This window comes from Streptomyces sp. NPDC088553 (assembly GCF_044752965.1).
GTDB lineage: Bacteria > Actinomycetota > Actinomycetes > Streptomycetales > Streptomycetaceae > Streptomyces.
The window spans coordinates 48,975-71,209 of sequence record NZ_JBIVMG010000016.1 but is presented as its reverse complement, the minus strand read 5'-3'; the positions used below and the strand labels follow the sequence as shown (position 1 = coordinate 71,209).

The following is a 22,235-nucleotide window of genomic DNA, read 5'->3' as shown; positions in this document are numbered from 1 at the left end:
GGGTCACCGGTCCAGCGTCTGGGCGAACTCGGAGGCCCAGTAGGTGATGATCTGCGTGGCGCCCGCGCGGTGGATGGAGGCGAGGCTCTCGCGGACGACCTGGTCGCGGTCGATCCAGCCCTTGGCGGCGGCCGCCTCGACCATCGAGTACTCGCCGGAGACCTGGTAGGCGGAGACGGGCACCTGCACGTGGTCGGCGATGAGCCGGACGATGTCGAGGTAGGCGAGCGCGGGCTTCACCATCACCAGGTCGGCGCCCTCGGCCACGTCCAGCGAGACCTCCAGGAGGGACTCGCGGATGTTGCCGGGGAACTGCTGGTAGCCCTTGCGGTCGCCGCGCAGGGTGGACTCGACGGCGTCCCGGAAGGGGCCGTAGAAGTGCGAGGCGTACTTGGCGGAGTAGCCGAGGATCGCCACGGACTGGTGGCCCGCCTTGTCGAGCGCCTCGCGGATACGGCGGACCTGGCCGTCCATCATGCCGCTGGGAGCGACGATCTGGGCGCCCGCGTCGGCCTGGACGACGGCGGCCTGGGCGTAGAGCTCGATGCTGGCGTCGTTGTCGACGTCGCCGTTCGCGTCCAGGACTCCGGTGTGGCCGTGGTCGGTGTACTCGTCGAGGTTGATGTCGCCGATGATCACGGTGGAGTCGCCGACCTCGGCGACGACGTCGCGGAGGGCGACCTGGAGGATGCCGTCCGGGTCGACCGCGCCGGTACCGGTGGGGTCCTTGTGCTCGGGGATGCCGAAGAGGATGAGTCCGCCGACTCCGTTGGCGACCGCTTCGGCGGCGGCCTTGCGGAGGGTGTCACGGGTGTGCTGGAAGACGCCGGGCATGGAGGGGATCTCCCGCGCCTCGGTGAGGCCCTCGCGGAGGAAGAGGGGCTGGACGAGGTTGGCGGGACCGACGCGGGTCTCGGCGGCGAACCGGCGCAGCGCGGGCGTGCGGCGCAGCCGGCGGGGGCGGTAGTAAGGGGCGGCGGGGTCGGTGGCCGCGGTGTTGCGGCCGTAGGCGTCGTACGTCATGGGCGTGACTCCTTCGAGGGCGTGGCGGCGTGCGGAGACGGGGCGGTGTGAGAAGCCGGGGCGCGGTACGCGGACCAGGAGCGGTACGCGGACCAGGAGCGGTGCGCGGACCAGGAGCGGTGCGCGGACCGGACGCGATGCGGAGCCGGCGCGCAGGGCGGAGACGGGCTGAGGAGGGCGCGCGAGGCGGCGGACACGGCATCTCCTAGAGGGCCTCGCCGAGGAACACCTGCTCCAGGTGCTTGGCGACGGGCTCGTCCGGGCGGCTGAACCAGTAGCCGTGCCCACTGCGCTGGAAGAGCTTCAGCTCGCCGAGCTGGACGAGGGTTTCGGCGAGCTTGACGGCGAGCCCGGCCGGGTCGACGACGGGCAGGCCGTGGAGTTCGTGGATGCCGAGGTGCCAGAGGATCTCGTTGGGGATGCCCTCGGCGGGGATGATGACCTCCGCCCCGGCCCGCGCGGCACGTTCGGCGGCCGCCGAGTACACCTCGACGAACTGGTCGAAGTCCCCTTCCAGGGAACGGTGTACGGAGTCCCAGCCGCCGGGGACGACCTCGTACGAGCTGAGCGAGGACTCCAGGCGGTACTGCCGGATGTTGGCCCGGATGGGCTCCTCCAGGGGCGGCATGAAGCCGAGGACGCCGAAGCGCTGCCCGGTGAGCGCCGAGAGGAAGAAGGCCGTCTCTCCGTAGCCGAGGGTCGGGATGGAGGCGAGGTGGCGGGCGTCGCGCAGGCCGGGGTCCTGGCCCGCGGCGATCACCCAGGCGTCATAACCCTCCCGCTCCGCGACGAGGGCGGACTCGGAGAAGTGCCGGCTGAAGAGCACCTGGGCGGAGTGGTGCCCGACGAGCCCGAACGGTGTGGCGTCGGGGTAGGTGTCGGCCGGCAGGGTCTTGATGTCGATGGTGGTGCCGGGTGCGGCGATGGCGTCGAGGTGTTCGCGGTACCACTGGTCGAGCAGCGGCAGACGTCCCTCAACGGTGTGCTTGTGAAACCAGATCCGCATGTGCGTCACCCTTCAGTGGTCGTGGTGCGACGTCGAGAAGTGATGCCTTGAGCAGGTAGTCGACGGCCGAGCGCGGGTCGGCGGCGGTGCGCCTCAACGAGGCGAGCCGGGCCGGGAGTTCGGCCGTGCTGTCCAATCCGGCCGTGCGGGCCTCGCTGCGCGGGATGACCGCCGTCTCGACGACGGAACGCCGTCGTTCGAGGGCCGCGTCGAGCGCCGCCTCGCCCGGGGCGTCGCCCCGCAGGACGGCGGCGAGGGCCCGGCCCGTCTCCACGGCGTCGTGGATCCCGCAGTTCATGTTCAGTCCGCCGGCGGTGGACGTCAGATGGGCCGCGTCCCCGGCGAACAGCACCCGGCCGGCCCGGTATCGGGGCAGCAGGAACCGCGCGAGCCGGTAGGTGTGGGCGTCGGCGATCCGGACGGCCCGCCCGGCGGCGCCCGGCAGGGCCTGCTCGACCCTGGCCCGTACGGCTTCGGGCGCGAGCACGGCGTCACGGTCCGTGCCGCGCGGGATCCGGAAGATCAGCCGCCAGTGGTCGGGCATGCCCAGGGCGCTGAACGAGGCCCGGGCGTCGCGGACGTAGGAGAGCGGGGCGAGCCCGGGAACCAGCTCGTCGAGCCGTGTTTCGGTGACCACGCGGAGCGCGTAGTCCGGGTACTCCTCGGCGGTGCCGGGGAGCCCGGCGAGCTCGCGGAGCCGGCTACGGCTGCCGTCGGCCGCCAGGACGTACGGATGACGGGTGACGGTGACCCGCCCCGCGGCGTCCTTCGTGCGCAGCCGCACCCCGCCGCCGTCCCCGCCGCCGAGGTCCTCGGCCCCGGTGACGGTGGTCCCGAACCGTACGTCGGCGAGACCGGTGGCCGTCAGCTCGGCGAGCAACAGCGGGGTGAGCCGGGCCTGTTCGACATGGAGTCGGTACGGGTGACCGGTGTGCCCGTCGAGCACGGAGTAGTCCAGCTCGGCGTGGACGACGCCGTCCAGGTCGCGCCACTGGACGCGGTCGACGGTACGGCCCTGGCGGCGCAGCGCGGCGGCGACGCCGAGCTCGTCGAGGAGGTCGAGGGTGGAGGGGTGGAAGGTGGACGCGCGGGACTCGGTGGCCAGCGCCTCCCGGGACTCCAGAAGCGTCACGCGGACGCCGGTCCGGGCGAGGACGAGCGCGGCGGTCAGTCCCACGGGCCCGGCGCCGACGACGGCGACCGGCCCGCGGGAGCCGGTATCGCCGCTCACGACACGGCCACGGCGGCGTCGCGGCCGACCGCGGCGGCCGCACGGCCGGGCACCGCATCGCGACCGGCGTCCGGTGCGCCGGCCCTGGTACCGGTCCGCTCGGCGAGCCGGCGCAGCAGCGGGTGCGCGTCCGGTCCTTCGGCCGGCAGACCGAGGGTGTCCCGGGCCCACCAGGCGCTCGCCAGGTTGGAGGTGAGCAGGGTGCGCCCGCTGTCCCGGCCGAGCTCGGCGAGCGCGTCGAAGGTGAACATGCCGGTGCCGGTGAACAACAGCGTGGCGTCCTCGGGGAGCTCGGCCTCACGCACCTGTGCGACGAGTTCCTCGGTGGTCACGTCGTACGGGGAGAATCGGGCGCCGGCCCGGATCTTGACGATCCGGTCGACGGCGAGTCCGGCCGCCTCCCAGTAGGCGTGGGACAGTTCGGTGAGCCAGGGCTCGTACGGCGAGATGAGGACCAGCCGCTCGGAGCCCACCGCCCGCGCCGTGTCGAGGATGGCGAGCGCGGCCGACCGTACGGGGGCTCCCACGCGCTCGGAGAGCTCCGCGCAGAGGGCCCGGTCGCCGTCGGGCGTCAGAAGGTAGTGCGAGCCGGTGCAGGAGACGACGGCCGCGTCGAGACGCAGACCGCCGAAATTCCCCAGCACATCGGGGAGTACGTCGTTGTACTTCTCCAGCCGGCCGCGGAGGTCTTTTCCGGGAAGGACCGGGAAGCGTGAGGTGTGGACATTGAATGCGGGGCTGACGAGGCCGCCGATCTCGGGTTCGGCCGCGGCGTTTCCCGAAGGAACCACCACACCGAGTCGCGGCGCCGAATGCAGAGCCATGAACGAGTCACTCCCATCCGTCGGTGCCATTGACATCACCGTACGAGCGGAACGCACCGCACATCGATACGGGATTCCGCACCCGTGGCCGGATTCATCACCCCTGCAACAAAACGACGGCGCCGCACCGTGAATACGGTGCGGCGCCGAGGCCTCCGAAAGCGGAGACGAAAACGGAGACGAAAACGGAAACGGAATTCAGTGGGCCCTGGCGGCCTCGGCGACGAATTCGTCGATCTTCGCCCGTCGGGTCAGTCCGCCGTTCACGGCCCAGTTCCCCTCCGGGATCTCGTTCACGACGAGCCAGACGACGGTGTCGGGCGTGGTGGCCTCCTGGACGTGCCGGGTGACCTCGACCGAGAGCACTTCGTTGCGCTCGGGGGTGAGGAAGCCCTCCAGGGGCGTGACCACGACGAGGACGCCCGGGGCGGTGCCGGCCCCGGTGGTGGCGAACCCCTTGGCGGCCTCACGGACGTAGACCCAGGTGGCGGCGGCGAAGAAGTCGGTGCGGGGCAGCTCCATGGCCGTCAGCACGGAATCGGCGACCTGCTGCTGCAGGACCTCCGCGGCGGCCTCGGACAGGGTCCCCTCGGGAACGGTTATCTCGACGAGCGGCATGGCGAACTCCCCCAAGTGGATGCGTACGGAACAGGAACGGGAACGGGACCAGGCGCGGCGGACGGATCAGCAGGCCAGCGCCGCCTCGAACCGGTCGATGGCGGCGGCCAGTTGGGCGCGCCGACGGATGTCGAGCTTGCGGTAGATGCGGGTGATGTGCAGCTCCACGGCCCGGGTCGACACCGTGAACGACTCGGCGATCTGCTTGTTGGTCAGGCCGTCGAGCATCATCGTGGCGATGCGCCGCTCGTGGGCGGTCAGTTCCTCACGGACGGCGATCTCCTCGCGTACGGCGGCCACCTCACGGACGGCCGGCGGGGCGGGCGCCGCGACGCCCCCGCGTATTCGCTCATGGGTCCCCGCACCACCGGTGGACCGCTCCAGACCGGCGAGCACCACGTGCCCCATGACCGCGTTCCATTCACGGACCCGTAACTCGCCGATGACCTGCGCCTGGGCGTACGGGTCGGCGTAGAGGACCCGTAAGAGGGTGCCGCGGTCCCTGGCCTCACAGACCAGGAGTTCCCCGGTACCGTCCCGCCAGGGTCCGCCGCCGAGCAGGATGCCGCGGGCGGCCATCCTTTTCCAATAGGTCCGGTGAGCCTCTCCGAAACTCAACCGGTCCGTCTCATTGCCACGGAAAACGAGTTCGACCACAAAAGCCACGTACGACTCCCCCATAAAGGCCGGGTGTTTCCACTCGTGACGCTACCACCCATCACCCGCCCCATGAATGAACACAATGTTGCGGGCGGCGGCCCGGCATTTCCTGAGGGAATGGGGCGGCTAATCGGCCGCCGCTGGCGTGGGTACGGGGGCGGCCTCGGGGGCCGGTTCGGGCGCCGGGCGCGGCTTGCGACGGAGCAGACCCGTGGCCGCGAGGACCGCGACCGCCCCGAGCCACACGGTCCAGCCGAGGGGCTCGTCGAGGACGACGGCGCCCAGGACGACGGCCACGGCGGTCATCAGATAGGTGACCGTGGAGGCCACGGTGGGCCCGTCCTTGATGATCAGCTCGAAGTTGAGCAGCGCGGCGAAGCCGGTGCAGACCACACCGAGGATGAGGACGGAGATCACCGAGTCGGTGCGCCAGGTGATGGTCTGGAGACCCAGGAAGGGGAAGGCGACCAGGAGGAGGAGGGTGGCCGCGCTGAGCTGACCGCCCGCGAGCATCAGGGGCGGAATGCCCCTGCCCACCAGGTACTTGCCCATGTACGCGAAGCTGGCACCGAAGCTGATGGAGCCGAGGACGAAGCAGAGGATGCTCCAACCGGTCCCGGCCGAGGACGAGTTCCAGGGTGAGGCGATGAGCGCGGTGCCGCCGAGGCCGAGCAGCACGCCGCCGGCCTTGAAGCCGGAGACGCGCTTCTCCTGGCCGAGCAGCAGGGCGGCGGCCAGGGTCCAGATCGGCGCACTGCCGTTGACGACCGCGGCGACGCTGCTCGATCCGTGGATCTCGCCCTCGGCGTAGAGGGTCCACGGGATGGCGTTGCCGAGCAGCGCGGCGACGGTCAGATGACCCCAGGTGGCGGCTTCCTTGGGGAGCCTGAGCCCCTTGGCGTAACCGATGGCGAGGATGACGACGGCCCCGAGGGCGAGCCGGATCAGCACCATCTGCACGGGTGAGAAGCCGTACCCGGCGATCTTGATCCACAGGAAGACGGAGCCCCAGATGAGACTCAGCGCGGCCAGCCGCGTGTAGGTGGCTTTGGACATGGGTTTCCCGCTCTCCGAAGGCAGACAGGGCTCGGCAAGGAGTTGGAAGAGGAAAAGTGAGGGGACGCGCGGAGCTCTCCGCGGTACGGGATCGAGCCTCGCACCGGCGGTCGGACGGGTCCAGCAACGTCTGCTGGACGGTACCGTCCACGAGCCGTGGCGAATCGCGTTCCCGCAGGTCGGGGGCGACGCGTCAGGTGTCGCCCGCGGTGCCCGCTCAGCCGGCGACGGCCGCCCTGGCGGCCGACCGCAGCGCGTCGAGGACGGCGGCGATCTCGGGGGACGTCTGGCTGCCCTCGCGCACGGCCGCGAAGACCGTCCGCGAGGGAGCCCGCTCGCTGAACGGGCGGATCGTCACCTCGGGCCGCGGGACCGGCTTGGCGAGGCGCGGCACGAGTGCGACCCCGAGGCCGAGCCGCACCGCCGCGAGCGTGGCGTCCCAGTCGCCGATGGCGTGGGAGGCCTGCGGGGTGAACCCGGCGGCCGTACACGCGGCGACGCCGATGTCGTGACAGAGGCCGGTCGTGGCGAAGATCCAGGTCTCGTCGGCCAGGTCGGCGAGGAGCAGCCGTTCGCTGTCGAGGAGCCGGTGGCCGGCGGGGAGGGCGATGTCGAAGGGGTCGTCGCAGAGCACGACCCGGTGGAACCGCCCGTCGAAGCGTCCCTCGGAACGCCCATCGGAGCGGCTGTCGGAGGGTGCGGGAGCGCCGGTCAGGCCGTCACGCGATCCGTCGGGACGCCCCTCCTCGCTCCCGGAGCGCTCCGAACCCCCCGAGCCGCCCGAACCCCGCGAACCCCCCGCACCTCCCGAGCCCGCCGCGGGCCTGGTCGTGTCCGCGGAGATCACGACATCCGCCTCCCCGCGCTGGAGCAGGGAGAAGCTCTCCGGCGGGTCGACCTCGGCCAGCGAGGTCCGCAGCAGCGGCCGCGTCTCCCGCAGTCGGGCCACGGCGGGCAGGATGAGCGCCGAGAGGGTGGTGGAGAAGCCGGCGACCGCCACCTCGCCCCGCTCGCCGCTCTGGTGGGCGGCGAGTTCCGCGCGCATCTGCTCGACCTGGGTGAAGACGGCCTCGGCGTGCCGGAGCACGATCCGCGCGGCCCCGGTGAGCCGCAGCCGGCGTCCGGAGGGTTCCGTGAGCGGGACGCCCAACTCCCGCCCCAGGGCGCTGATCTGCTGCGAGACGGCCTGGGGGGTGAGGTGGAGGGCCTGGGCGGCCGCGCTGACGGTGCCGCGCTCGCTGAGTTCCCTCAGCACCCGCAGCTTCCGCAGGTCCGGATCGGTCATGTCACGCGCCCCCTCCCGCTGCCGCCGTTCGGTCATCGTACGCAGCCGGCGTCCACGTCGATGACCTCCTTGGCCAGTGTCTCCAGGACGTCGAGGTCGCGGGCGGTGCGCCCCGCCTCGCGCCGGTCGCCCGGGTACGTGGGGTCGAGGACGACGGCCCGCGCGCCCAGGTCCTGGAGGAGTCCGAGGTCGTCGGCGATCTGCGCCTGGGTGCCCTCGCCGAGCAGCCGCCCGGGGCCCAGCGGCCGGGAGGTGACGCGGAGTTTGATCCGGGGGCAGAGGGCGGGGACGGGCCGCTCGTGTTCCTCGGCGACCTGGCGGAGCGCGGGCAGTCCGACGCCGAGGAGCCAGTCGCCGGAGACGGAGGTGGGGTGCCAGGCGTCGCCGAGCCGGACGGCCCGGCGGAGCGCGCCGTAGCTGTGGCCGCCGACCCAGACGGGCGGGCCGGGCCGTTGCACGGGCAGCGGCCCGGTGTGCACCTCGCGGAAGGAGACATGGGCGCCGTCGAAGGAGGCCACGTCGGTCGCCCAGCAGGCCTTGATCGCGGCGAGGTACTCGTCGCTGATCGCCCCGCGCTTGCGGTACGGGACGTCGAGGACGGCGAACTCCCGGGCGGCCCAGCCGGCGGCGGCGCCGAAGACGAGCCGGCCGTTGCTGAACCGGTCGATGTTGGCGGCGACGCGGGCGGTGTGCACGGGATGCCGGTACGGGAGGATCGTCACCGTCGTCCCGAGCCCCACGGTCCTGGTGACGCCCGCGAGCCAGGCGAGGGTCGCGAAGGGGTCGTAGAACGGGGCGGGGAAGAGGTGCTGCACGTCCGGGGTGAGCGCCACGTGGTCGGAGACCATCGCGTAGTGGTAGCCGATCGACTCGACCCGCAGCGCCCAGTCGGCGAGGGCGTCGGGGGTGGCCTCGGGCCCGTAGTTGGGCAGATTGACGCCGAATTTCATGGCGTGTTCCTTTCCAGGGCCTCGGCCGCGGTCGCGCCCGCGGCTCCGGCCCTGTCTTTGTCACGGTGTCCGGCCCCGGCCTCGCGCCTGGCGAGCGCGCGCACCGCGGTGAGGTGGAAGAGGACTCCCGCGAGCGCGACCCCGGCGGCGGGGAGCGGGAGCCAGCGGGCGTCGAGCCCGTGGGCGAGGGCGAGGCCGCCGAGCGCGGAGCCGACGGCGCCGCCGAGGTAGGTGGCGGAGCTGTTGAGGCCGACCGCGGCGGCTCCTCCCTCGCCCTCCCGCGCGAGCAGCCGGTGCTGCTGGGGTACGACGAAGGCCCAGCCGACCGCTCCCCACACGATCAGGGGCAGCAGGACGAGCCCGGGTACGGATCCGGTCCACGGCAGCAGGGCCAGGGCGGCGCCGAGGGTGCCGAGCAGGGCGACCGCGAGCAGGGCGGGTCTCCCCGTCCGGTCGACGAGGGTCCCGGCGAGGAGGCTGCCGCAGACCCCGCCGATGCCCCAGACCCAGAGGTACGGCACGGCGCTGCCGACGTCGGCGACGCGGTGGAGGACCGGTTCCAGATAGGTGTAGAGCCCGAGGCTGGCGACGGTCTGGGTGAAGGTGACGGCGACGACCACGGCGACTCGGGGCCGGGTCAGGGCGCCGAACCGGGCCCGCAGCGAGGGCGCCGCGGCCCCGCGGACCGGCGGAAGGGCGGTGCCCACCCCGGCCAGGGCCACCACCCCGAGGCCGGTGATCAGCCACAGGGCGGTACGCCAGCCCGATGCGGCCGCCACGAGCAGCCCGAGCGGCACGCCGAGCACCGTCCCCGCGCTCATTCCGCCGAGCACCAGGCCGAGGGCCCGGCCGCGCCGCTCGGGCGGTACGAGCGCGACGGCCGCGGTGGCCGCCGCCGGGGTGAAGAGGCCCGCTCCCGTGCCGGCCAGGGCCCGGGTGCCGAGGAGTCCGGCGTACGAACCGGTCAGCGCGGTCCCGGCGTTGGCGACGACGAAGACCACGAGCGCGGTCACCAGGACCGTACGGGTGCCCCAGCGGGCGAGAACGGCCGAGAACAGCGGCGCGGCCAGGGCGTAGCAGAGGGTGAAGGCGGTGACGGACTGCCCGGCGAGGGAGACGGAGACCCGCAGGTCGGCGCCGATGTCCGGGAGCAGCCCCGCCATCGCGTAGGCGTCGGTCCCCATGGCGAAGGAGCCGAGCGCGAGCAGGGCCACCGCACGCGTGCCGCCCATCACACCCCTTTCTGTTCCGCGTCCGCCCGTGTCGTACGGATCGGCCCTCAGGACGCTACTGACCGTGCGCGCCGCTCGGGGCCCGCACCACCGAAGAGGGTTCGGAGTCCCGCAGCCTCGCGCCCCCGCCCGGCTCGAATCGGCCGGTCACCGGCCTACGGTGGATCGATCGAGGAACCCCAGGAGGGAGTCCACCGTGCTCGACCTGTCCGTCATCAACGCGATGTTCCCGCCCGATCTCCCGGAACCGGACGACTGGGAGCGCCGGTTCCGGCCGCGCACCCTGCCGGAGGGCGCCGAGGTGACGCGCTTCGCCCCGAGTCCCACCGGACATCTGCACATCGGCGGCCTCTACACGGCGGCCGTGGCGCGCGCCCTGGCCCACCAGTCGGGCGGTACGCATGTGCTGCGCGTCGAGGACACCGACCGGTCGCGCCAAGTGGCCGGCGCCGCGGAGGAGTTCTCCCGGCTGCTCGCGGCCTTCGGGCTCGCACCCGACGAGGGCGGGGTGAGCGGTGCCGGGGAGTGGGGCCCGTACCTCCAGTCGGAGCGCCGGGACGTCTACCTCAGCCATGTGCGCGAACTGCTGCGGCGGGACCGCGCGTACCCCTGCTTCTGCGACAAGGAGCGGCTGGCCCGCAGTGCGGAGGAGCAGCGCGCGGGCCGCTCGCCGATCGGCTACTACGGCCGGTGGGCGCCGTGCCGGACGCTGGCGCCGGAGGAGGCGGCCCACCGGATGGCGGCCGGTGAGCCGTACGTCGTGCGGTTCCGCTGCCCGTACGAGTTCCCCGGCCGGGTCCGGTTCACCGACCGGATCCGCGCCGCCGTCACGATGCAGGACAACGGCAACGACATCGTGCTGCTCAAGTCCTCTCAGGAGGAACTCCCCCTGCCGACCTATCACTTCGCGCATGTCGTGGACGACCATCTGATGCGGGTGTCGCTCGTGGTGCGCGGCGAGGAGTGGCTGTCCTCGACGCCGGTCCATCTCCAGCTCCACGCGGCGCTCGGCTTCGATCCGCCCGCGTACGCGCATCTCGCGCCACTGATGAAGGCCGAGGGGCCCTCGCGGCGCAAGCTCAGCAAGCGCAAGGACCCCGAGGCGTCGGTGGACTACTACCTGTCCGCCGGGTATCCGCCGGCCGCCGTCCAGCACTATCTGCGCGGTCTCGCCAACATCCGGCTCATGGACGTCCCCACGGCCGAGGCGCTCGCCGCGCCCGTCCGGCTCGACGGCATGCGCCCCTCGGGCCCGCTGCTCGATCTGCCCAAACTGCACTCCCTGAGCCGGGAGTTCATCGCCTCGCTCACCCCCGACGAGCTGTACGGCCAGCTCCTCGCCTGGGCGCAGGAGTACGACCCGGAGCTCGGGTCCGTCCTCGCCCGGCAGCGGGAGCTCGCCCTCGCGGCGGTGGCGGCGGGCCGACCGGAGGGCGCGCCCGCCCGGAAGGACCTGGACCGCTGGTCCTGCTTCCGCGACCGCTACGGCTTCTTCTTCGCGGAACTCTTCGGCGCGCCTCCGGCGGCCGACGACGACCGCTACGGCGGCCTGGATCCGGACCTCGTGCGCCGGATCGCCGGCGAGTTCGCGGCCACGTTCGCCGCCGGGCTCACCGTCGATCCAGTCGTCGGCTCCGACACCGCTTCCGGCACCGCTTCCAGCGCCGAGTCCGGCGCCGAGTGGTACGGCGCGCTCCGCGCGCTGGCGGCGCGGCACGGCTACGCCCCCGACACGGCCTCCTGGCGCCGGGACCCGGAGCGCTGGGCGGGCCCGCCGAGGGAGGTCGCGAACGTGATCCGGGTCGCGCTCACGGGCGCCACCCGCAGCCCCGACCTGTTCGCGGTCGCCCGCGCGCTGGGCCGGGACGAGGTGCTGCGCCGCCTCACCGCCGTGGCGGGGTGAGGCGGCGCAGGCTCGCACCGGTCCGGTCGGGCGTACCGGCGTCGTGTCAGTTCAGCGGCACGCTCCGGAGCCCGGCCCGGGCGCCCGCGGCCGTCGGCGCCGGGGCCTTGAGGAGGCCCTTGTCGCTGGAGCTCGCGGGCGCGTCGGCGCCGACCGGGGTGGTGGTCATGGGCCGGGCGGCCACGCAGCGCTGCTTCTCGGCCTCCGACATGGGTCCGGTGCGCTGGAGCAGCCGGTCGGGCACGGCCCGCGAGGGTCCGTCGACGACGGCGTGCAGCCGGTAGTCGTCCTTCTTGCTGACGAACCAGCCCTCGACCCGCTCGCGGCTCGGCTGCATCTCGACCCAGCTCACCTCGCCGGGCTGGATCTTCTCCACGACGGTGCGCTGGTCGCTGCTGAACCACTGCCAGGGCCGCTGCCAGACCTTCTCGTGGGCGAGGGCGAACTGGGCGGCCATCGGCCGCTCCTTGAGCCGCTTCTCGTCCTCCGTCCGGTCTCCCGAAGTGGGCAGCCTGGCCACCTCGTTGAGCGCGAGGCCCGCGTCCGCGTAGGTCTGGGAGATGCTGTCGTGCCCGCGCTCGGAGTACGACAGGAGCCGGGAGTGCTCCAGGGCGTTGCGGGTGCAGTTGACGAAGGCCTCGCCGACGACCCGTGCCCGGTCGTAGTAGCGGAAGGAGGTGCGGGTGTCGGGCCGGAAGGTGCAGGCGTTCTCGCCGTTGCAGGCGGCGGCGGCGTTGTGGAGGGTGCTCTCGCGTTCGTTGCCCTTGTACGCCTCCGAGGTCCCGAGCGCGGTCTTGCTCACCGTCTTGTCGACGTCCGGCGGCACCTCGACCGCGCGGATCCGGGCGATCATCGGCGAACAGGTCACATGGGTGCGGGAGTCGGTGACGCGCGAGGTGAAGGTGAGCAGCGGCTCGTTCTCGCTCGCGGTGAAGACGTAGGCGCGACCGGTCCAACGCCCTTTGCCCGGCGTGCCCTTCACCCGGTCGGGGTCGCCGGCGGTGGTGGCCTCCTGCACCGGGCCGCCGGAGGCGACGACGGCATAGGGCTGACCCGCGACGACCTGTTCCCCGGTGCACTCCTTGGAGACGGCGGGGCTGTCCTCGTACCTCACGGTGACCTTGGCGCCCGCGCGGACTCCGCGCAGCCGTTGCTGGAGGGTGTTGCCGTCCTTCTGGAGGGCGACGCCGTGCGAGGCGTCGGTGCGGCCCGAAGCGGCGGGCGAGTAGCGCTGGTTGGAGCCGGTCCAGTGGTCGATGCCGACGGTCGTGGGGCCGTCGCCCTTCATGACCGGGTCGGCGAAGTCGCCGTTGAGGACGGGGACGGCCTGCTCGGCGGCGGCGGCCGAGGCGAGGGAGGAGAGGGGGACGACGGGCAGCAGCAGACCGGCGGCCCCGAGGACGACGAGGGCCGGGAGGGCGGTGCGGTTCATGGTGGTGCTTCTCCCGGGTCAGTGGGCGGCGGGCAGGACGACGACGTGCTTCGGCTCGGCGCCCGGAGGCACGGCCCGCACGGCGGGGACCTCGGCGGCGGAGACCGGACCGGGGCCGGGAGCAGGGTTGGGGCCGGGAGCAGGGTTGGGGCCGGGAGCAGGGTTGGGGCCGGGAGCCGGGTTGGGGCCGGGAGCCGGGGTGGGGGCGGTGTTCCCGGTGGGCCGCGTGCCGCTGCAGACGCCGGCGGGCGCGGCGTACGTCTGCGCGACGAACGTGCTGTTGGTGACCGTCGAGGGGCTGTCCACGACGATGCCGACGATCCGCTGCCCGGTGTCGGCGACGAGGCTGCCGGCCACGCGCCGCATGGCGGCGCTCGCACCGAAGACGAGCATGTCGTGCGGCTTGACGGTGGTCTTGTAGGCGGTCTCCTCGGTGTTCTCGACCGTCCACGACTTGGAGTACGTGGCCTTGAAGGCGGCCTCGAAGGCGAGGCGCGCGCTCAGCGAACCCGAGGCCGTGGCGCCGCCGGCGACCGAGGTCTTGGCGGTGTTCGCCGACGTGGGGCCCTTGTCCAGGTCGGGCGTCTTGTTCTCGCTGGAGACCTCACCGGTGAGGTTGGTACTGACCGTGCCGGTGGCGCCGACCGTGCCCTCGGCGGTGATCTGCCCGGAGATCTCGCCGCCGATGTTGTCGGTGGTGCCGGTCTTCAAGGTGACGGTCCGCTCGACGGCCATGTCGCTCTGGGTGCAGTTGATCACCGCGTTGCCGAGTGACTTCACGGCGGTGACGTACTCGCGGCCCAGCTTGCGGTCGATGGCGAAGGTGCAGGCGTTGCGCTTGGTGCCGCAGTACTTCAGGACGTCGGCGACCTCGGCCGGGCGCCCTTCGGCGGTGAGGGCACGGGGTACGGGGGTCTCGCCCGGCCCCTCCTCGGCGGCGCCGGCGGGCGGCGCGAGGGCGGTGGCGGCGAGGCCGAGGAGGACGGAGAGGGCGGGCAGCAGGGCGGCGCGGCGATGGCACGCGGGCATGACGGGGAATCCCTTCGGGACGGAGGGGAGGAGGCGAGGAGGCGAGCCGGGGAGACGGCGAGAGGAGGAGCGAGGAACGTGGACGCGCGCGGGACGTGGACGCGCGCGGGACGTGGACGCGCGCGGGACGTGGACGCGCGGCTCAGCCGCCGAGGAGGCTGCAGAGCTGGTCGACCGGGAAGGGGGACTGTCCCGGGTCCGTGGAGCCCTCCGGCAGCGAGCCGGGGAAGGACTCGCAGGTCGAGGACACGGCCTCGGCCGCGTTGTTCGCCGGCTCGGGCTCGTTGGCGGCGATGGTGTCGGTCATGTCCTTGACGCCCTGCTCCTCGGCGGCGCCCTTGCCGCCGGTCAGTTTGCCCATGCAGGAGGACGAGCCGGGCGGGCACTCCTTGAGCTTCTCCCCCGCCGCCTTGATGTCCTTGTCGGCCTGGCCGGCGGCCTCCTGGGTCTTCTTCTGCTGTTCCTCGATCTTCTTGGCCTCCTTGGCGTTGGCCTCCTTGTCCAGGCAGGCCTGGTCCTCGGGCTTGCACTCCTCGGCGTATGCGGTGGGGGCCAGGGGCAGGGCGAGAGCGGCGGCGAGGACGGCCGCGGTCAGCACACGGCGTGCCGATGTCTTCCATTCGGGCATGGGAACTCCCTTGGGACAGGGGTGATTTGGTGAGCTCGGAAGGGGACGCCAGGGGCGGACAGGGGACTGTCCTCAAGATCACCGAGCGCATCCAGACGCTAGCCGTCGAGGCCCCGGCACTCCGGCAGGACACACGGCGCGGCGCGCACCCCGGGGGCCGCTCACCACTTCGGCGGAGCGCACACGGGACCGCCCCGAGGTGTCGGATCCGGGGTGCCGGCGGGCCCGTCCCCCGGCCCGCCGGTCCACCCGTTCGTAGGGATTCGGAGGCGGGGGCGAGAGAGCGGGCGGGCGTGTCCGGCAGGGCCTCTCACCCTCCCGGCCGCCGCCGTTCGGCGGCCCGCCCCGAGAGCCGCCCGCGTCTCGGCCCGGGTGCACGGCGGGGTGAATGCGCCCCCGGGGCACGACCCCGAACGGACGTCCGACAAAAGGGTGTTTCAGCCGTTCCAGCGCGCTTCGGTGATCGTTTTCGGACAGTCTGCTGATGTGCCCGGCGGCCCGTCCCGGCCGCCGCACCCGGCCGTGGGCACCCCATGCCCGCAGCCCGGCACGACGTGTTCGCATGACCCGCGACCGGCCCGTGCACGCCTCCGCCGCCCGGCGGACGGCACCGGCCGGGCGCCGCGCTCCCGTATGTCCCCGTCGAAGGAGAGCAGAGCCATGTCCCGTTCACGAAGCGGTCCCTCGCGCACGGCACCGCGCGCCCGGCGGTTCGCAGCCGCCGCCCTCGCCACCGCAGCACTCACCGCCGTACCGGTCCTCGCCCCCTCGGCACACGCCAACGAGGGCAACCCGACCGTGCTGAGCTGGGGTGCGGGCCGCACCGGCCAGCTCGGCAACGGCACCCTCGCCGACAGCCTCAGCCCGTCCTCGGTCACCAGCCTCTTCCGCGGAGACGTCGACCAGATGTCGGCAGGCGGCACCTCGTCCGCCGACTCGTTCGCCCTCGCCCGCACCGACAAGACGGTCAAGTCCTGGGGCCACAACTCCTCGGGCCAGCTCGGCAACGGCGGCAACACCAACCAGGCCGTGCCCACCACCGTGCCCCGCCTCACCAACGTCAAGGACGTCGCCGCGGGCGGGAAGCACGGCCTCGCCCTCGACACCGGCGGTCAGGTCTACTCCTGGGGCGACAACGCGTACGGCCAGCTCGGCAACAACCGCACCGGCGACAGCCGTACGGTCCCCGACCGCGTCCAGGGCATGCCCAAGGTCAAGCAGATCTCGGCCGGCTGCGACTTCAGCCTCGCGCTCCTGGAGAACGGCAAGGTGTACGCCTGGGGCCGCGGCATCCACGGCCAGCTCGGCAACGGCACCCGCGCCACCAGCTCCGTACCCCGGCAGGTCCTGGGCCTGGAGAACATCGTCGAGATCGACGCCGGCTGCCACCACGCCCTCGCGCTGACCGCCGACGACACGGTCAAGTCCTGGGGCTACAACCTCTACGGCCAGCTCGGCAACTCCTCCACCAAGTCCGCCACGATCCCCGTCGACGTGGACTGGATCGAGGGCGTCTCCGACATCGAGGCGGGCGCCTTCCACAACTACGTCAAGACGAGCGACAGCCACGTCTGGGGCTGGGGCAACAACCAGTACGGCCAGCTCCTGGAGTCCGACGAGGCCTTCGACTCCAACGTCTCCCGCACCAACCGCACCGCCCCCGTCGAGATCCCGCGCCTCGAAGGCGTCCAGCACCTCGCGGCCGGCGCCCGGCACGGCGTCGCCGTCACGGCGGACGAGGTCTTCACCTGGGGCCACAACGGCGAGGGCCAGCTCGGCAACGGCACGACGGTCGCCCGCTACGAGTCGGTGAAGATTCTCAACGAGGGCTCGGCGATCAAGGCGGTGGCCGTCTCCCTGGGCGGCAACACGACGTACGCGTACTGAGCGGGGTGCGCCCTCGCATGACGTACGCCTGCGGACGCGGCATCGCCGCAGCCCTCGCGCTCCTCGCCCTCGCGGGCCCGGCGCGTGCCGCCGAGCCCCGCGACCCGTGGGTACGGGCCTGGGGGACGAACAGCGCCGGCCAGCTCGGCGACGGCACCACCGTCGGCCGGCAGGCCCCTTCCGGCATCCGGGGTCTGGCGCGCGCCATGGTGCGCGAGCTCGCCGCCGGAGGCGGCAACGACGGCAACTCCTTCGCCGTCGCCCTGCTGCACGACGGCACGGTCGAGGCATGGGGCGGCAACAGCAACGGGCAGCTCGGCGACGGCACCGCCGTCAGCCGGCCCTTCCCCGCCGCCGTCGCCGGACTGTCCGGGGTCTCCCGAGTCGCCGCCGGAGCCCACTTCGCCTACGCCGTGCGCGGCGGCCAGGTCCTCGCCTGGGGCGACAACGCCTTCGGCCAGCACGGCAACGGCACGACCGACTCGACCTCCCGTCCGGTCGCCGTCCAGAGCCTGAGCAAGGTCAGGGACATCGCCGCCGGCTGCTACCACGCCCTCGCCCTGCGCGAGGACGGCACGGTCTGGACCTGGGGGCGGAACCACCACGGCCAGCTCGGCCTCGGCTCCACCGCCGACCGGACCACACCCCAGCGGGTGCCGGGCCTGACGGACGTCGTGGAGGTGGCCGTCGGCTGCTACCACTCGCTGGCCCGTACGGCCGACGGCACCGTCAAGGCCTGGGGCTACAACGCCGACGGGCAACTGGGCGACGACAGCACGGAGCATCGCTCGACGCCCGTCGACGTCCGGCACCTGACGGCCGTCGCGGGCATCTTCGCGGCGGGTCTCCACTCGTTCGCCGTCCTCGACGACGGACAGGTGCGCGCCTGGGGTGAGAACTCCCAGGGCCAGCTCGGCGACGGTTCCACCGTCAAGCGCACCACCCCGGTCCCCGTCCCCGCGCTCACCGATGTCACCGCCCTCGCCGGCGGCTACCACCACACGCTCGCCGTCCGCGCCGACGGCTCGGTCCTCGCCTGGGGCGAGAACACCGTGGGCCAGCTCGGCGACGGCACCACCACGAACTCCCTCACCCCGGTCGTCGCCCTGCCCCCGGGCAGCGGCGCGACCCGCGTGGCCGCCTCCACCGTGTGGCACTCCAGCTACGCCTACTGACCCGGAAGGTCCCCATGAAACTCCCCGTACGCACGTCTCTGCTCGCCGCCCTCACGGCGGCCACCGCCCTCGCCGCCCCCTGCCTCTCCGCCCACGCCGCCGGCACCGACCCCTGGGTGCGCGCCTGGGGCGAGAACGCCCAGGGCCAGCTGGGCAACGGCAGCGTCCTCTCCCAGCAGACCCCCGCGGCCGTCACCGGCATCACCCGTGACGACGTGCGGGAGCTCTCCGGAGGCGGCGGCGGTGCCGCGGCGGCCGCCAACCCCTTCGCCGTCGCCCTCCTCAAGGACGGCACCGTGAAGAGCTGGGGCTCCAACACCACCGGCCAGCTCGGCAACGGCACCCTCGTCGCCCAGCCCTTCCCCGCGACCGTCGCCGGGCTCTCCGGTGTGAGCGAGGTCTCCGCGGGCCTCAACCACGTCCTCGCCGTCAAGGGCGGCCGGGTCCTCGCCTGGGGCAGCAACGCCTCCAAGCAGCTCGGCACCGGCCAGGACACCACCAACCCCTACCGGGCCCCGATCCCCGTGCAGAGCCTGGACAAGGTCAAGGACGTCGGCGCGGGCTGCGACTTCAGCGTGGCGCTCCGCCAGGACGGCACGGTCTGGACCTGGGGCAAGGGCGACAACGGGCGCCTGGGCACCGGCAACAACACGACCCGCGAGACCCCGCAGAAGGTCCCCGACCTCGTCGACGTCGAGTCCGTGGCCGTGGGCTGCGACCACGTCCTCGCGCTCACCGCCGACGGCGTCGTCAAGGCCTGGGGCAAGGGGGCCGAGGGCCAGCTCGGCAACGACTCCACCGCCGACAGCAACAAGCCGGTGGACGTCGCCTACCTCGACGCCGTGGCCAGGATCTTCGCCACCTCCGCGTCCGGCTTCGCCGTCCTCGACGACGGCAGCCTGGCCGGCTGGGGCAAGAACACCGACCGGCAGCTCGGCGACGGCACGAACGCCAACCGCACCACCCCGGTCGTCCTGGACACGCTCAAGGGCGTCCAGAGCATCGCGGGCGGCGCCGACTTCACCGTGGCCGCGCTGGACGACGGCTCGGTGATCGGCTGGGGTGCCAACGCGGCCGCCCAGCTCGGCGACGGCACGACGACCGGGACGACCGGGACCTCGACGGTGACGGCGCTGCCGCCCGGGAGCGGCATCACGCACGTCGCCACGACCGTGACGGGCAAGTCCGCCTTCGCCTACTGACCCGGCACGGCCGCGCGGCCCCCTCGCCGGGCCCGCGCGGCCGTACGCCGGACGGGCCGAGGCTCCGAACCGGCCTCGCTCGGGCTTCGAACCGGCCGCGCGCCGGCCGCCGGGGCCGCGTACCCGCCCTGCGGGGACCTCTCGCCAGGTCCCGTGCGGGGCGCCGCTCCGAAGCGGGCCCGAGGCCGGGGCCGGGGCCCGCAGGCCGGCCCGGGGCCCGGGGCGGCTCGGGGGCGCCCCGGGCCCGACCCCACGCCCCCTCACGCGATCGAACCTGGCCAGACACGCCCGCGGCCTGGCAGGATCGCGAGCATGGTCGCCTCCCTCTCCCGTGCCGCCCGCCGCCGTGTCCTGGTGGGCGCGGCCGCGCTGCTCGCGGTGTGCGGGGTGCTGGTGTGGTGGCTGCTGCCCTTCGGTCCCCCCACTCCGAGCGGCTCGATCACCTTCAGCACGGGCGTCTCCACCGGCGTCTACCAACGCTATGGGGACCTCCTCAAGCAGGACCTCGCGCAGGACCTGCCCGAGGTGTCGATAACGCTGAAGGAGAGCGAGGGCTCTCAGCAGAACGTGCAGCGGGTGGCCACCGGCGAGGCCGACTTCACCGTCGCGACGGCGGACGCGGTCGCCCAGTACATGCGGGAGCGCCGGCCCGGCTGGGAGCGGCTGCGCGGCTGCGCCCGGCTCTACGACGACTACGTGCAGATCGTGGTGCGCAAGGGCTCCACGCTGCAGAAGGTGCAGGACCTGCGCGGCCTCCGGGTCGGCGTCGGCCAGAACAGGTCCGGCGTGCGGCTGATCGCCGACCGGGTCCTCGCGGCGGCGGGCCTGACCCCGGACCGGGACATCGTGCCGGTCCCGGCGGGCATCGACACGATGCCGGAGCTCCTGGAGCGGGGCAAGCTGGACGCCTTCTTCTGGTCGGGCGGCCTGCCCACCCAGCCGGTGCAGGCGCTGTCCGAACGGTTCCAGGTCCGGCTGCTGCCGCTCGACGCGGCCCTTGTCGACCGGCTCCACGACGTCGGCGGCTCGACCCGCCACTACCGGTCCGCGGTGATCCCGGCCGACGCGTACGCCAAGGCGCAGGACGGCCGGCCCATAGAGACCCTCGCCGTGGCGAACCTGCTGGTCACCACCGAAGAGGCCGACGACGACCTGGTCGAGGGCTTCACGCGTACAGTGATCGGGAGCCGCGACCGGATCGGCCGCCGGGTCCACCCGGCCCAGCTGGTGGACCTGCGGACCGCCGTCTACACGGAGCCGCTGACCCTCCACGACGGAGCCCGCCGCTACTACCGCTCGGTGAAGCCCTGATCCTCCCGGAGGGAGCCCGGCCCCGAGCCGCGCGCCCGGAGGGGCCCGGTCCTGGCCCTGCTCCCCGGAGGGGGCCCGCCCACGGCCGCGCTCCCGGAGACGTCCCGGACCTCGCCGCGCTCCCGAGGGTGCCGCTCCTGGCAGCTCGACCCCGGAGAGGGTCCGCCCCTGGCCGTGCTCCCGCAGACGGCCCGGCCCTGAGCCGCGCTCTCGGAAGGGGTCGGCCCCGGCCGCGCTCCCCCGAGGTGGCCCGCCCCTGGCCCCGCTCCCGGCGATGGCCCGGCCCTGCGCCGCGCTCCCCGCAGGCGCCCGCCCCCGGCCGCCCTCGTACCACCGCGTGGTCCTACCGCTCCTCCGGCGTCCACCGCTCCCCCGGCTGCGTCACCGGAGGGTTCCGGGGCACGGTGACCGTCACGCGCAGCCCGTGGGGCTCGTTCGGGGCGAACGCGATGCCGCCGCCGCCCGCCGTGAGCAGGACGCGGGTGATCGAGAGGCCGAGGCCCGATCCCTTGACGTTCTGGTGCCGGCCCGAGCGCCAGAAGCGGTCGCCGACCCGGCCCAGCTCCTCGTCCGTGAGGCCCGGCCCGTGGTCCGCCACAACGACGGCGACGCCGTCCCCGCCGGGCTGTGCCTTGGCCGTCACGGTGACCTCCTCCCCGGCCGGGGTGAACTTCAGCGCGTTGTCGATCACCGCGTCCAGCGCGCTGGAGAGCGCCACCGGGTCCGCCCAGGCCGTGACCGCCCCGCACTCCCCGGTGAGCACGACGCCCTTCTCGTCGGCGACCGGCCGCCAGGACGCGACCCGCTCCGCGGCGAGCGCGCCCACGTCGATGAGCCGCAGCTCGGCTGCCGCGTGCTCGGCGAGCGCCAGGTCGAGGAGGTCGTCGAGGACCTGTGAGAGACGCTTGCCCTCGGTCCGTACGGAGGCGATCTCCTCGTTGCCCTCGGGGAGCTCCATGGCGAGCAGCTCGATCCGCAGGAGCAGCGCGGCCAGCGGGTTGCGCAGCTGGTGGGAGGCGTCGGCGACGAACGCCCGCTGCTGTTCGAGCGCCTCCTCGACGTTGTCGGCCATCTCGTTGAACGAGAGCGCGAGGCGCCGGAGTTCGGGCGGCCCGCCGGTCGCGGCGACCCGGGAGTTCATCCGGCCGGTGGCGATGTCGTGGGTGACGGAGTCGAGGACGCGGACGGGCCGCAGTACCCAGCCGGTGAGCCGGAAGGCGGCGCCGACGGCGACCAGCATGGCCAGGGACTCGCCCGCGAAGATCAGCAGCCAGCCGCGCAGGATGCGCATGCGGAGCTGTCCGGTGGGCGAGTCGGTGACGACGACCGCGATGACGTCGCCGTCGCTGACGACCGGGGAGGCGATGATGAGCCGGGCGTGGGCCTGCCAGGGCCACACCTGGGGCGGGTCGTGGCTGCGGCGGCCGAGCAGCGACTCGTTGAACGCGCGGCGGCCCTCCCCCTCGTACGGGACGACCCAGTCCTCGGGGGCGGCGGCCATGGACCGGTTGTCCCGGTAGAAGATCCCGGCCCGGATGTCGTACACGTCGTGGTAGCTGGCGAGTTCGCCGCCGAGGGTGGTGCGCCGCTCGTCGTCGCCGGGGTTGGTCTCGCTGACGAACTGGGCGAGCGCGGCGAACCGCGCGGCGTCGTCGAGCCGGTCGACGACGACGCGCTGCTGCTCGGACGCGGCGAGGCTGGCGGCGAGCGGGAAGCCGAGGGCGAGCAGGACGCCGGCCATCAGCACGATGAGCAGCGGAAGGAGGCGGGTGCGCACGAAGGG

General features: G+C 73.4%; 19 protein-coding genes. 5 read left to right on the top strand and 14 right to left on the bottom strand.

Features of this window, described 5'->3' with window-relative positions; all coding sequences use genetic code 11:
• Positions 1-3: 3 nt before the first annotated feature.
• The 10 genes from hemB to ACIP8Z_RS36210 form a co-directional block, all read right to left on the bottom strand.
• Complete coding sequence (gene hemB, locus ACIP8Z_RS36255) at positions 4-1,023, bottom strand: porphobilinogen synthase (RefSeq protein WP_402091017.1); 1,020 nt, start codon at positions 1,021-1,023, stop codon at positions 4-6.
• Positions 1,024-1,228: 205 nt separating this feature from the next.
• Positions 1,229-2,029 carry an aspartate/glutamate racemase family protein gene (locus ACIP8Z_RS36250; RefSeq protein WP_055599433.1) on the bottom strand — a complete coding sequence of 267 codons (801 nt, stop codon included), beginning with the start codon at positions 2,027-2,029 and terminating at the stop codon, positions 1,229-1,231.
• Positions 1,998-3,260 carry an FAD-dependent oxidoreductase gene (locus ACIP8Z_RS36245; RefSeq protein ID WP_402091015.1) on the bottom strand — a complete coding sequence of 421 codons (1,263 nt, stop codon included), beginning with the start codon at positions 3,258-3,260 and terminating at the stop codon, positions 1,998-2,000. The genes ACIP8Z_RS36250 and ACIP8Z_RS36245 overlap by 32 nt, the downstream gene beginning before the upstream one ends.
• A complete protein-coding gene (locus tag ACIP8Z_RS36240; RefSeq protein ID WP_402091013.1) occupies positions 3,257-4,084 on the bottom strand; it encodes an arylmalonate decarboxylase in 828 nt (275 codons plus the stop codon). Before ACIP8Z_RS36240 ends, ACIP8Z_RS36245 begins: the two co-directional genes overlap by 4 nt.
• 198 nt (positions 4,085-4,282) lie before the next feature.
• Positions 4,283-4,702, bottom strand: a complete 420-nt coding sequence (locus ACIP8Z_RS36235) for a hypothetical protein (RefSeq protein ID WP_402091011.1) — start codon at positions 4,700-4,702, stop codon at positions 4,283-4,285.
• Positions 4,703-4,768: 66 nt separating this feature from the next.
• On the bottom strand, positions 4,769-5,383 hold the full coding sequence (locus ACIP8Z_RS36230; RefSeq protein ID WP_319320433.1) for a LuxR C-terminal-related transcriptional regulator: 615 nt from the start codon (positions 5,381-5,383) through the stop codon (positions 4,769-4,771).
• Positions 5,384-5,488: 105 nt separating this feature from the next.
• The gene (locus ACIP8Z_RS36225) at positions 5,489-6,418 is read right to left on the bottom strand and encodes a DMT family transporter (RefSeq protein WP_402091009.1); all 930 of its coding nucleotides are present in this window, start codon (positions 6,416-6,418) and stop codon (positions 5,489-5,491) included.
• A 217-nt stretch (positions 6,419-6,635) separates the two neighbouring features.
• Positions 6,636-7,703: a LysR family transcriptional regulator gene (locus ACIP8Z_RS36220; RefSeq protein ID WP_402091007.1), complete on the bottom strand. Its 1,068-nt coding sequence runs from the start codon at positions 7,701-7,703 to the stop codon at positions 6,636-6,638.
• Between the two features lie 32 nt (positions 7,704-7,735).
• Positions 7,736-8,653, bottom strand: coding sequence for a TIGR03619 family F420-dependent LLM class oxidoreductase (locus ACIP8Z_RS36215; RefSeq protein ID WP_402091005.1), 918 nt, complete (start codon positions 8,651-8,653; stop codon positions 7,736-7,738).
• Positions 8,650-9,885: an MFS transporter gene (locus ACIP8Z_RS36210; protein ID WP_402091003.1), complete on the bottom strand. Its 1,236-nt coding sequence runs from the start codon at positions 9,883-9,885 to the stop codon at positions 8,650-8,652. The genes ACIP8Z_RS36215 and ACIP8Z_RS36210 overlap by 4 nt, the downstream gene beginning before the upstream one ends.
• Before the next feature lie 196 nt (positions 9,886-10,081).
• On the opposite strand from ACIP8Z_RS36210, the gene ACIP8Z_RS36205 reads away from it, so the two are divergent.
• Positions 10,082-11,788: a glutamate--tRNA ligase gene (locus ACIP8Z_RS36205; protein WP_402091001.1), complete on the top strand. Its 1,707-nt coding sequence runs from the start codon at positions 10,082-10,084 to the stop codon at positions 11,786-11,788.
• Between the two features lie 46 nt (positions 11,789-11,834).
• Here ACIP8Z_RS36205 and ACIP8Z_RS36200 read toward each other — a convergent pair whose 3' ends face one another.
• The 3 genes from ACIP8Z_RS36200 to ACIP8Z_RS36190 form a co-directional block, all read right to left on the bottom strand.
• Positions 11,835-13,220: a hypothetical protein gene (locus tag ACIP8Z_RS36200; RefSeq protein WP_402090999.1), complete on the bottom strand. Its 1,386-nt coding sequence runs from the start codon at positions 13,218-13,220 to the stop codon at positions 11,835-11,837.
• 18 nt (positions 13,221-13,238) lie between these two features.
• Positions 13,239-14,249 carry a hypothetical protein gene (locus tag ACIP8Z_RS36195; protein WP_402090997.1) on the bottom strand — a complete coding sequence of 337 codons (1,011 nt, stop codon included), beginning with the start codon at positions 14,247-14,249 and terminating at the stop codon, positions 13,239-13,241.
• Between the two features lie 142 nt (positions 14,250-14,391).
• Entirely contained in the window at positions 14,392-14,877 is a 486-nt protein-coding gene (locus tag ACIP8Z_RS36190; protein WP_402090995.1) for a hypothetical protein, read from the bottom strand.
• Between the two features lie 660 nt (positions 14,878-15,537).
• Here ACIP8Z_RS36190 and ACIP8Z_RS36185 point away from each other — a divergent pair.
• The 4 genes from ACIP8Z_RS36185 (at position 15,538) to ACIP8Z_RS36170 (ending at position 20,452) form a co-directional block, all read left to right on the top strand.
• On the top strand, positions 15,538-16,764 hold the full coding sequence (locus ACIP8Z_RS36185) for an RCC1-like domain-containing protein (protein ID WP_402090993.1): 1,227 nt from the start codon (positions 15,538-15,540) through the stop codon (positions 16,762-16,764).
• Positions 16,765-16,781: 17 nt separating this feature from the next.
• The gene (locus ACIP8Z_RS36180) at positions 16,782-17,939 is read left to right on the top strand and encodes an RCC1 domain-containing protein (protein WP_402090991.1); all 1,158 of its coding nucleotides are present in this window, start codon (positions 16,782-16,784) and stop codon (positions 17,937-17,939) included.
• Between the two features lie 14 nt (positions 17,940-17,953).
• Positions 17,954-19,141, top strand: a complete 1,188-nt coding sequence (locus ACIP8Z_RS36175; RefSeq protein WP_402090989.1) for an RCC1 domain-containing protein — start codon at positions 17,954-17,956, stop codon at positions 19,139-19,141.
• Positions 19,142-19,453: 312 nt separating this feature from the next.
• Positions 19,454-20,452 (top strand): TAXI family TRAP transporter solute-binding subunit, encoded by a 999-nt coding sequence (locus ACIP8Z_RS36170; RefSeq protein ID WP_402090987.1) that lies wholly within the window; start codon positions 19,454-19,456, stop codon positions 20,450-20,452.
• Positions 20,453-20,795: 343 nt separating this feature from the next.
• On the opposite strand, the gene ACIP8Z_RS36165 is transcribed toward ACIP8Z_RS36170, so the two are convergent.
• On the bottom strand, positions 20,796-22,229 hold the full coding sequence (locus tag ACIP8Z_RS36165; RefSeq protein ID WP_402090985.1) for an ATP-binding protein: 1,434 nt from the start codon (positions 22,227-22,229) through the stop codon (positions 20,796-20,798).
• Positions 22,230-22,235: the final 6 nt, after the last annotated feature.

Bases quoted from the DNA above. Each gene is read 5' to 3' on its own strand.
- ACIP8Z_RS36250 (WP_055599433.1), bottom strand. From the start codon at position 2,029: ATGCGGATCTGGTTTCACAAGCACACCGTTGAGGGACGTCTGCCGCTG.
- ACIP8Z_RS36195 (WP_402090997.1), bottom strand. From the start codon at position 14,249: ATGCCCGCGTGCCATCGCCGCGCCGCCCTGCTGCCCGCCCTCTCCGTC.
- ACIP8Z_RS36190 (WP_402090995.1), bottom strand. From the start codon at position 14,877: ATGCCCGAATGGAAGACATCGGCACGCCGTGTGCTGACCGCGGCCGTC.
- ACIP8Z_RS36230 (WP_319320433.1), bottom strand. From the start codon at position 5,383: ATGGGGGAGTCGTACGTGGCTTTTGTGGTCGAACTCGTTTTCCGTGGC.
- ACIP8Z_RS36215 (WP_402091005.1), bottom strand. From the start codon at position 8,653: ATGAAATTCGGCGTCAATCTGCCCAACTACGGGCCCGAGGCCACCCCC.
- ACIP8Z_RS36180 (WP_402090991.1), top strand. From the start codon at position 16,782: ATGACGTACGCCTGCGGACGCGGCATCGCCGCAGCCCTCGCGCTCCTC.
- hemB (WP_402091017.1), bottom strand. From the start codon at position 1,023: ATGACGTACGACGCCTACGGCCGCAACACCGCGGCCACCGACCCCGCC.
- ACIP8Z_RS36235 (WP_402091011.1), bottom strand. From the start codon at position 4,702: ATGCCGCTCGTCGAGATAACCGTTCCCGAGGGGACCCTGTCCGAGGCC.
- ACIP8Z_RS36220 (WP_402091007.1), bottom strand. From the start codon at position 7,703: ATGACCGATCCGGACCTGCGGAAGCTGCGGGTGCTGAGGGAACTCAGC.
- ACIP8Z_RS36240 (WP_402091013.1), bottom strand. From the start codon at position 4,084: ATGGCTCTGCATTCGGCGCCGCGACTCGGTGTGGTGGTTCCTTCGGGA.
- ACIP8Z_RS36175 (WP_402090989.1), top strand. From the start codon at position 17,954: ATGAAACTCCCCGTACGCACGTCTCTGCTCGCCGCCCTCACGGCGGCC.
- ACIP8Z_RS36170 (WP_402090987.1), top strand. From the start codon at position 19,454: ATGGTCGCCTCCCTCTCCCGTGCCGCCCGCCGCCGTGTCCTGGTGGGC.
- ACIP8Z_RS36200 (WP_402090999.1), bottom strand. From the start codon at position 13,220: ATGAACCGCACCGCCCTCCCGGCCCTCGTCGTCCTCGGGGCCGCCGGT.
- ACIP8Z_RS36225 (WP_402091009.1), bottom strand. From the start codon at position 6,418: ATGTCCAAAGCCACCTACACGCGGCTGGCCGCGCTGAGTCTCATCTGG.
- ACIP8Z_RS36185 (WP_402090993.1), top strand. From the start codon at position 15,538: ATGTCCCGTTCACGAAGCGGTCCCTCGCGCACGGCACCGCGCGCCCGG.
- ACIP8Z_RS36210 (WP_402091003.1), bottom strand. From the start codon at position 9,885: ATGGGCGGCACGCGTGCGGTGGCCCTGCTCGCGCTCGGCTCCTTCGCC.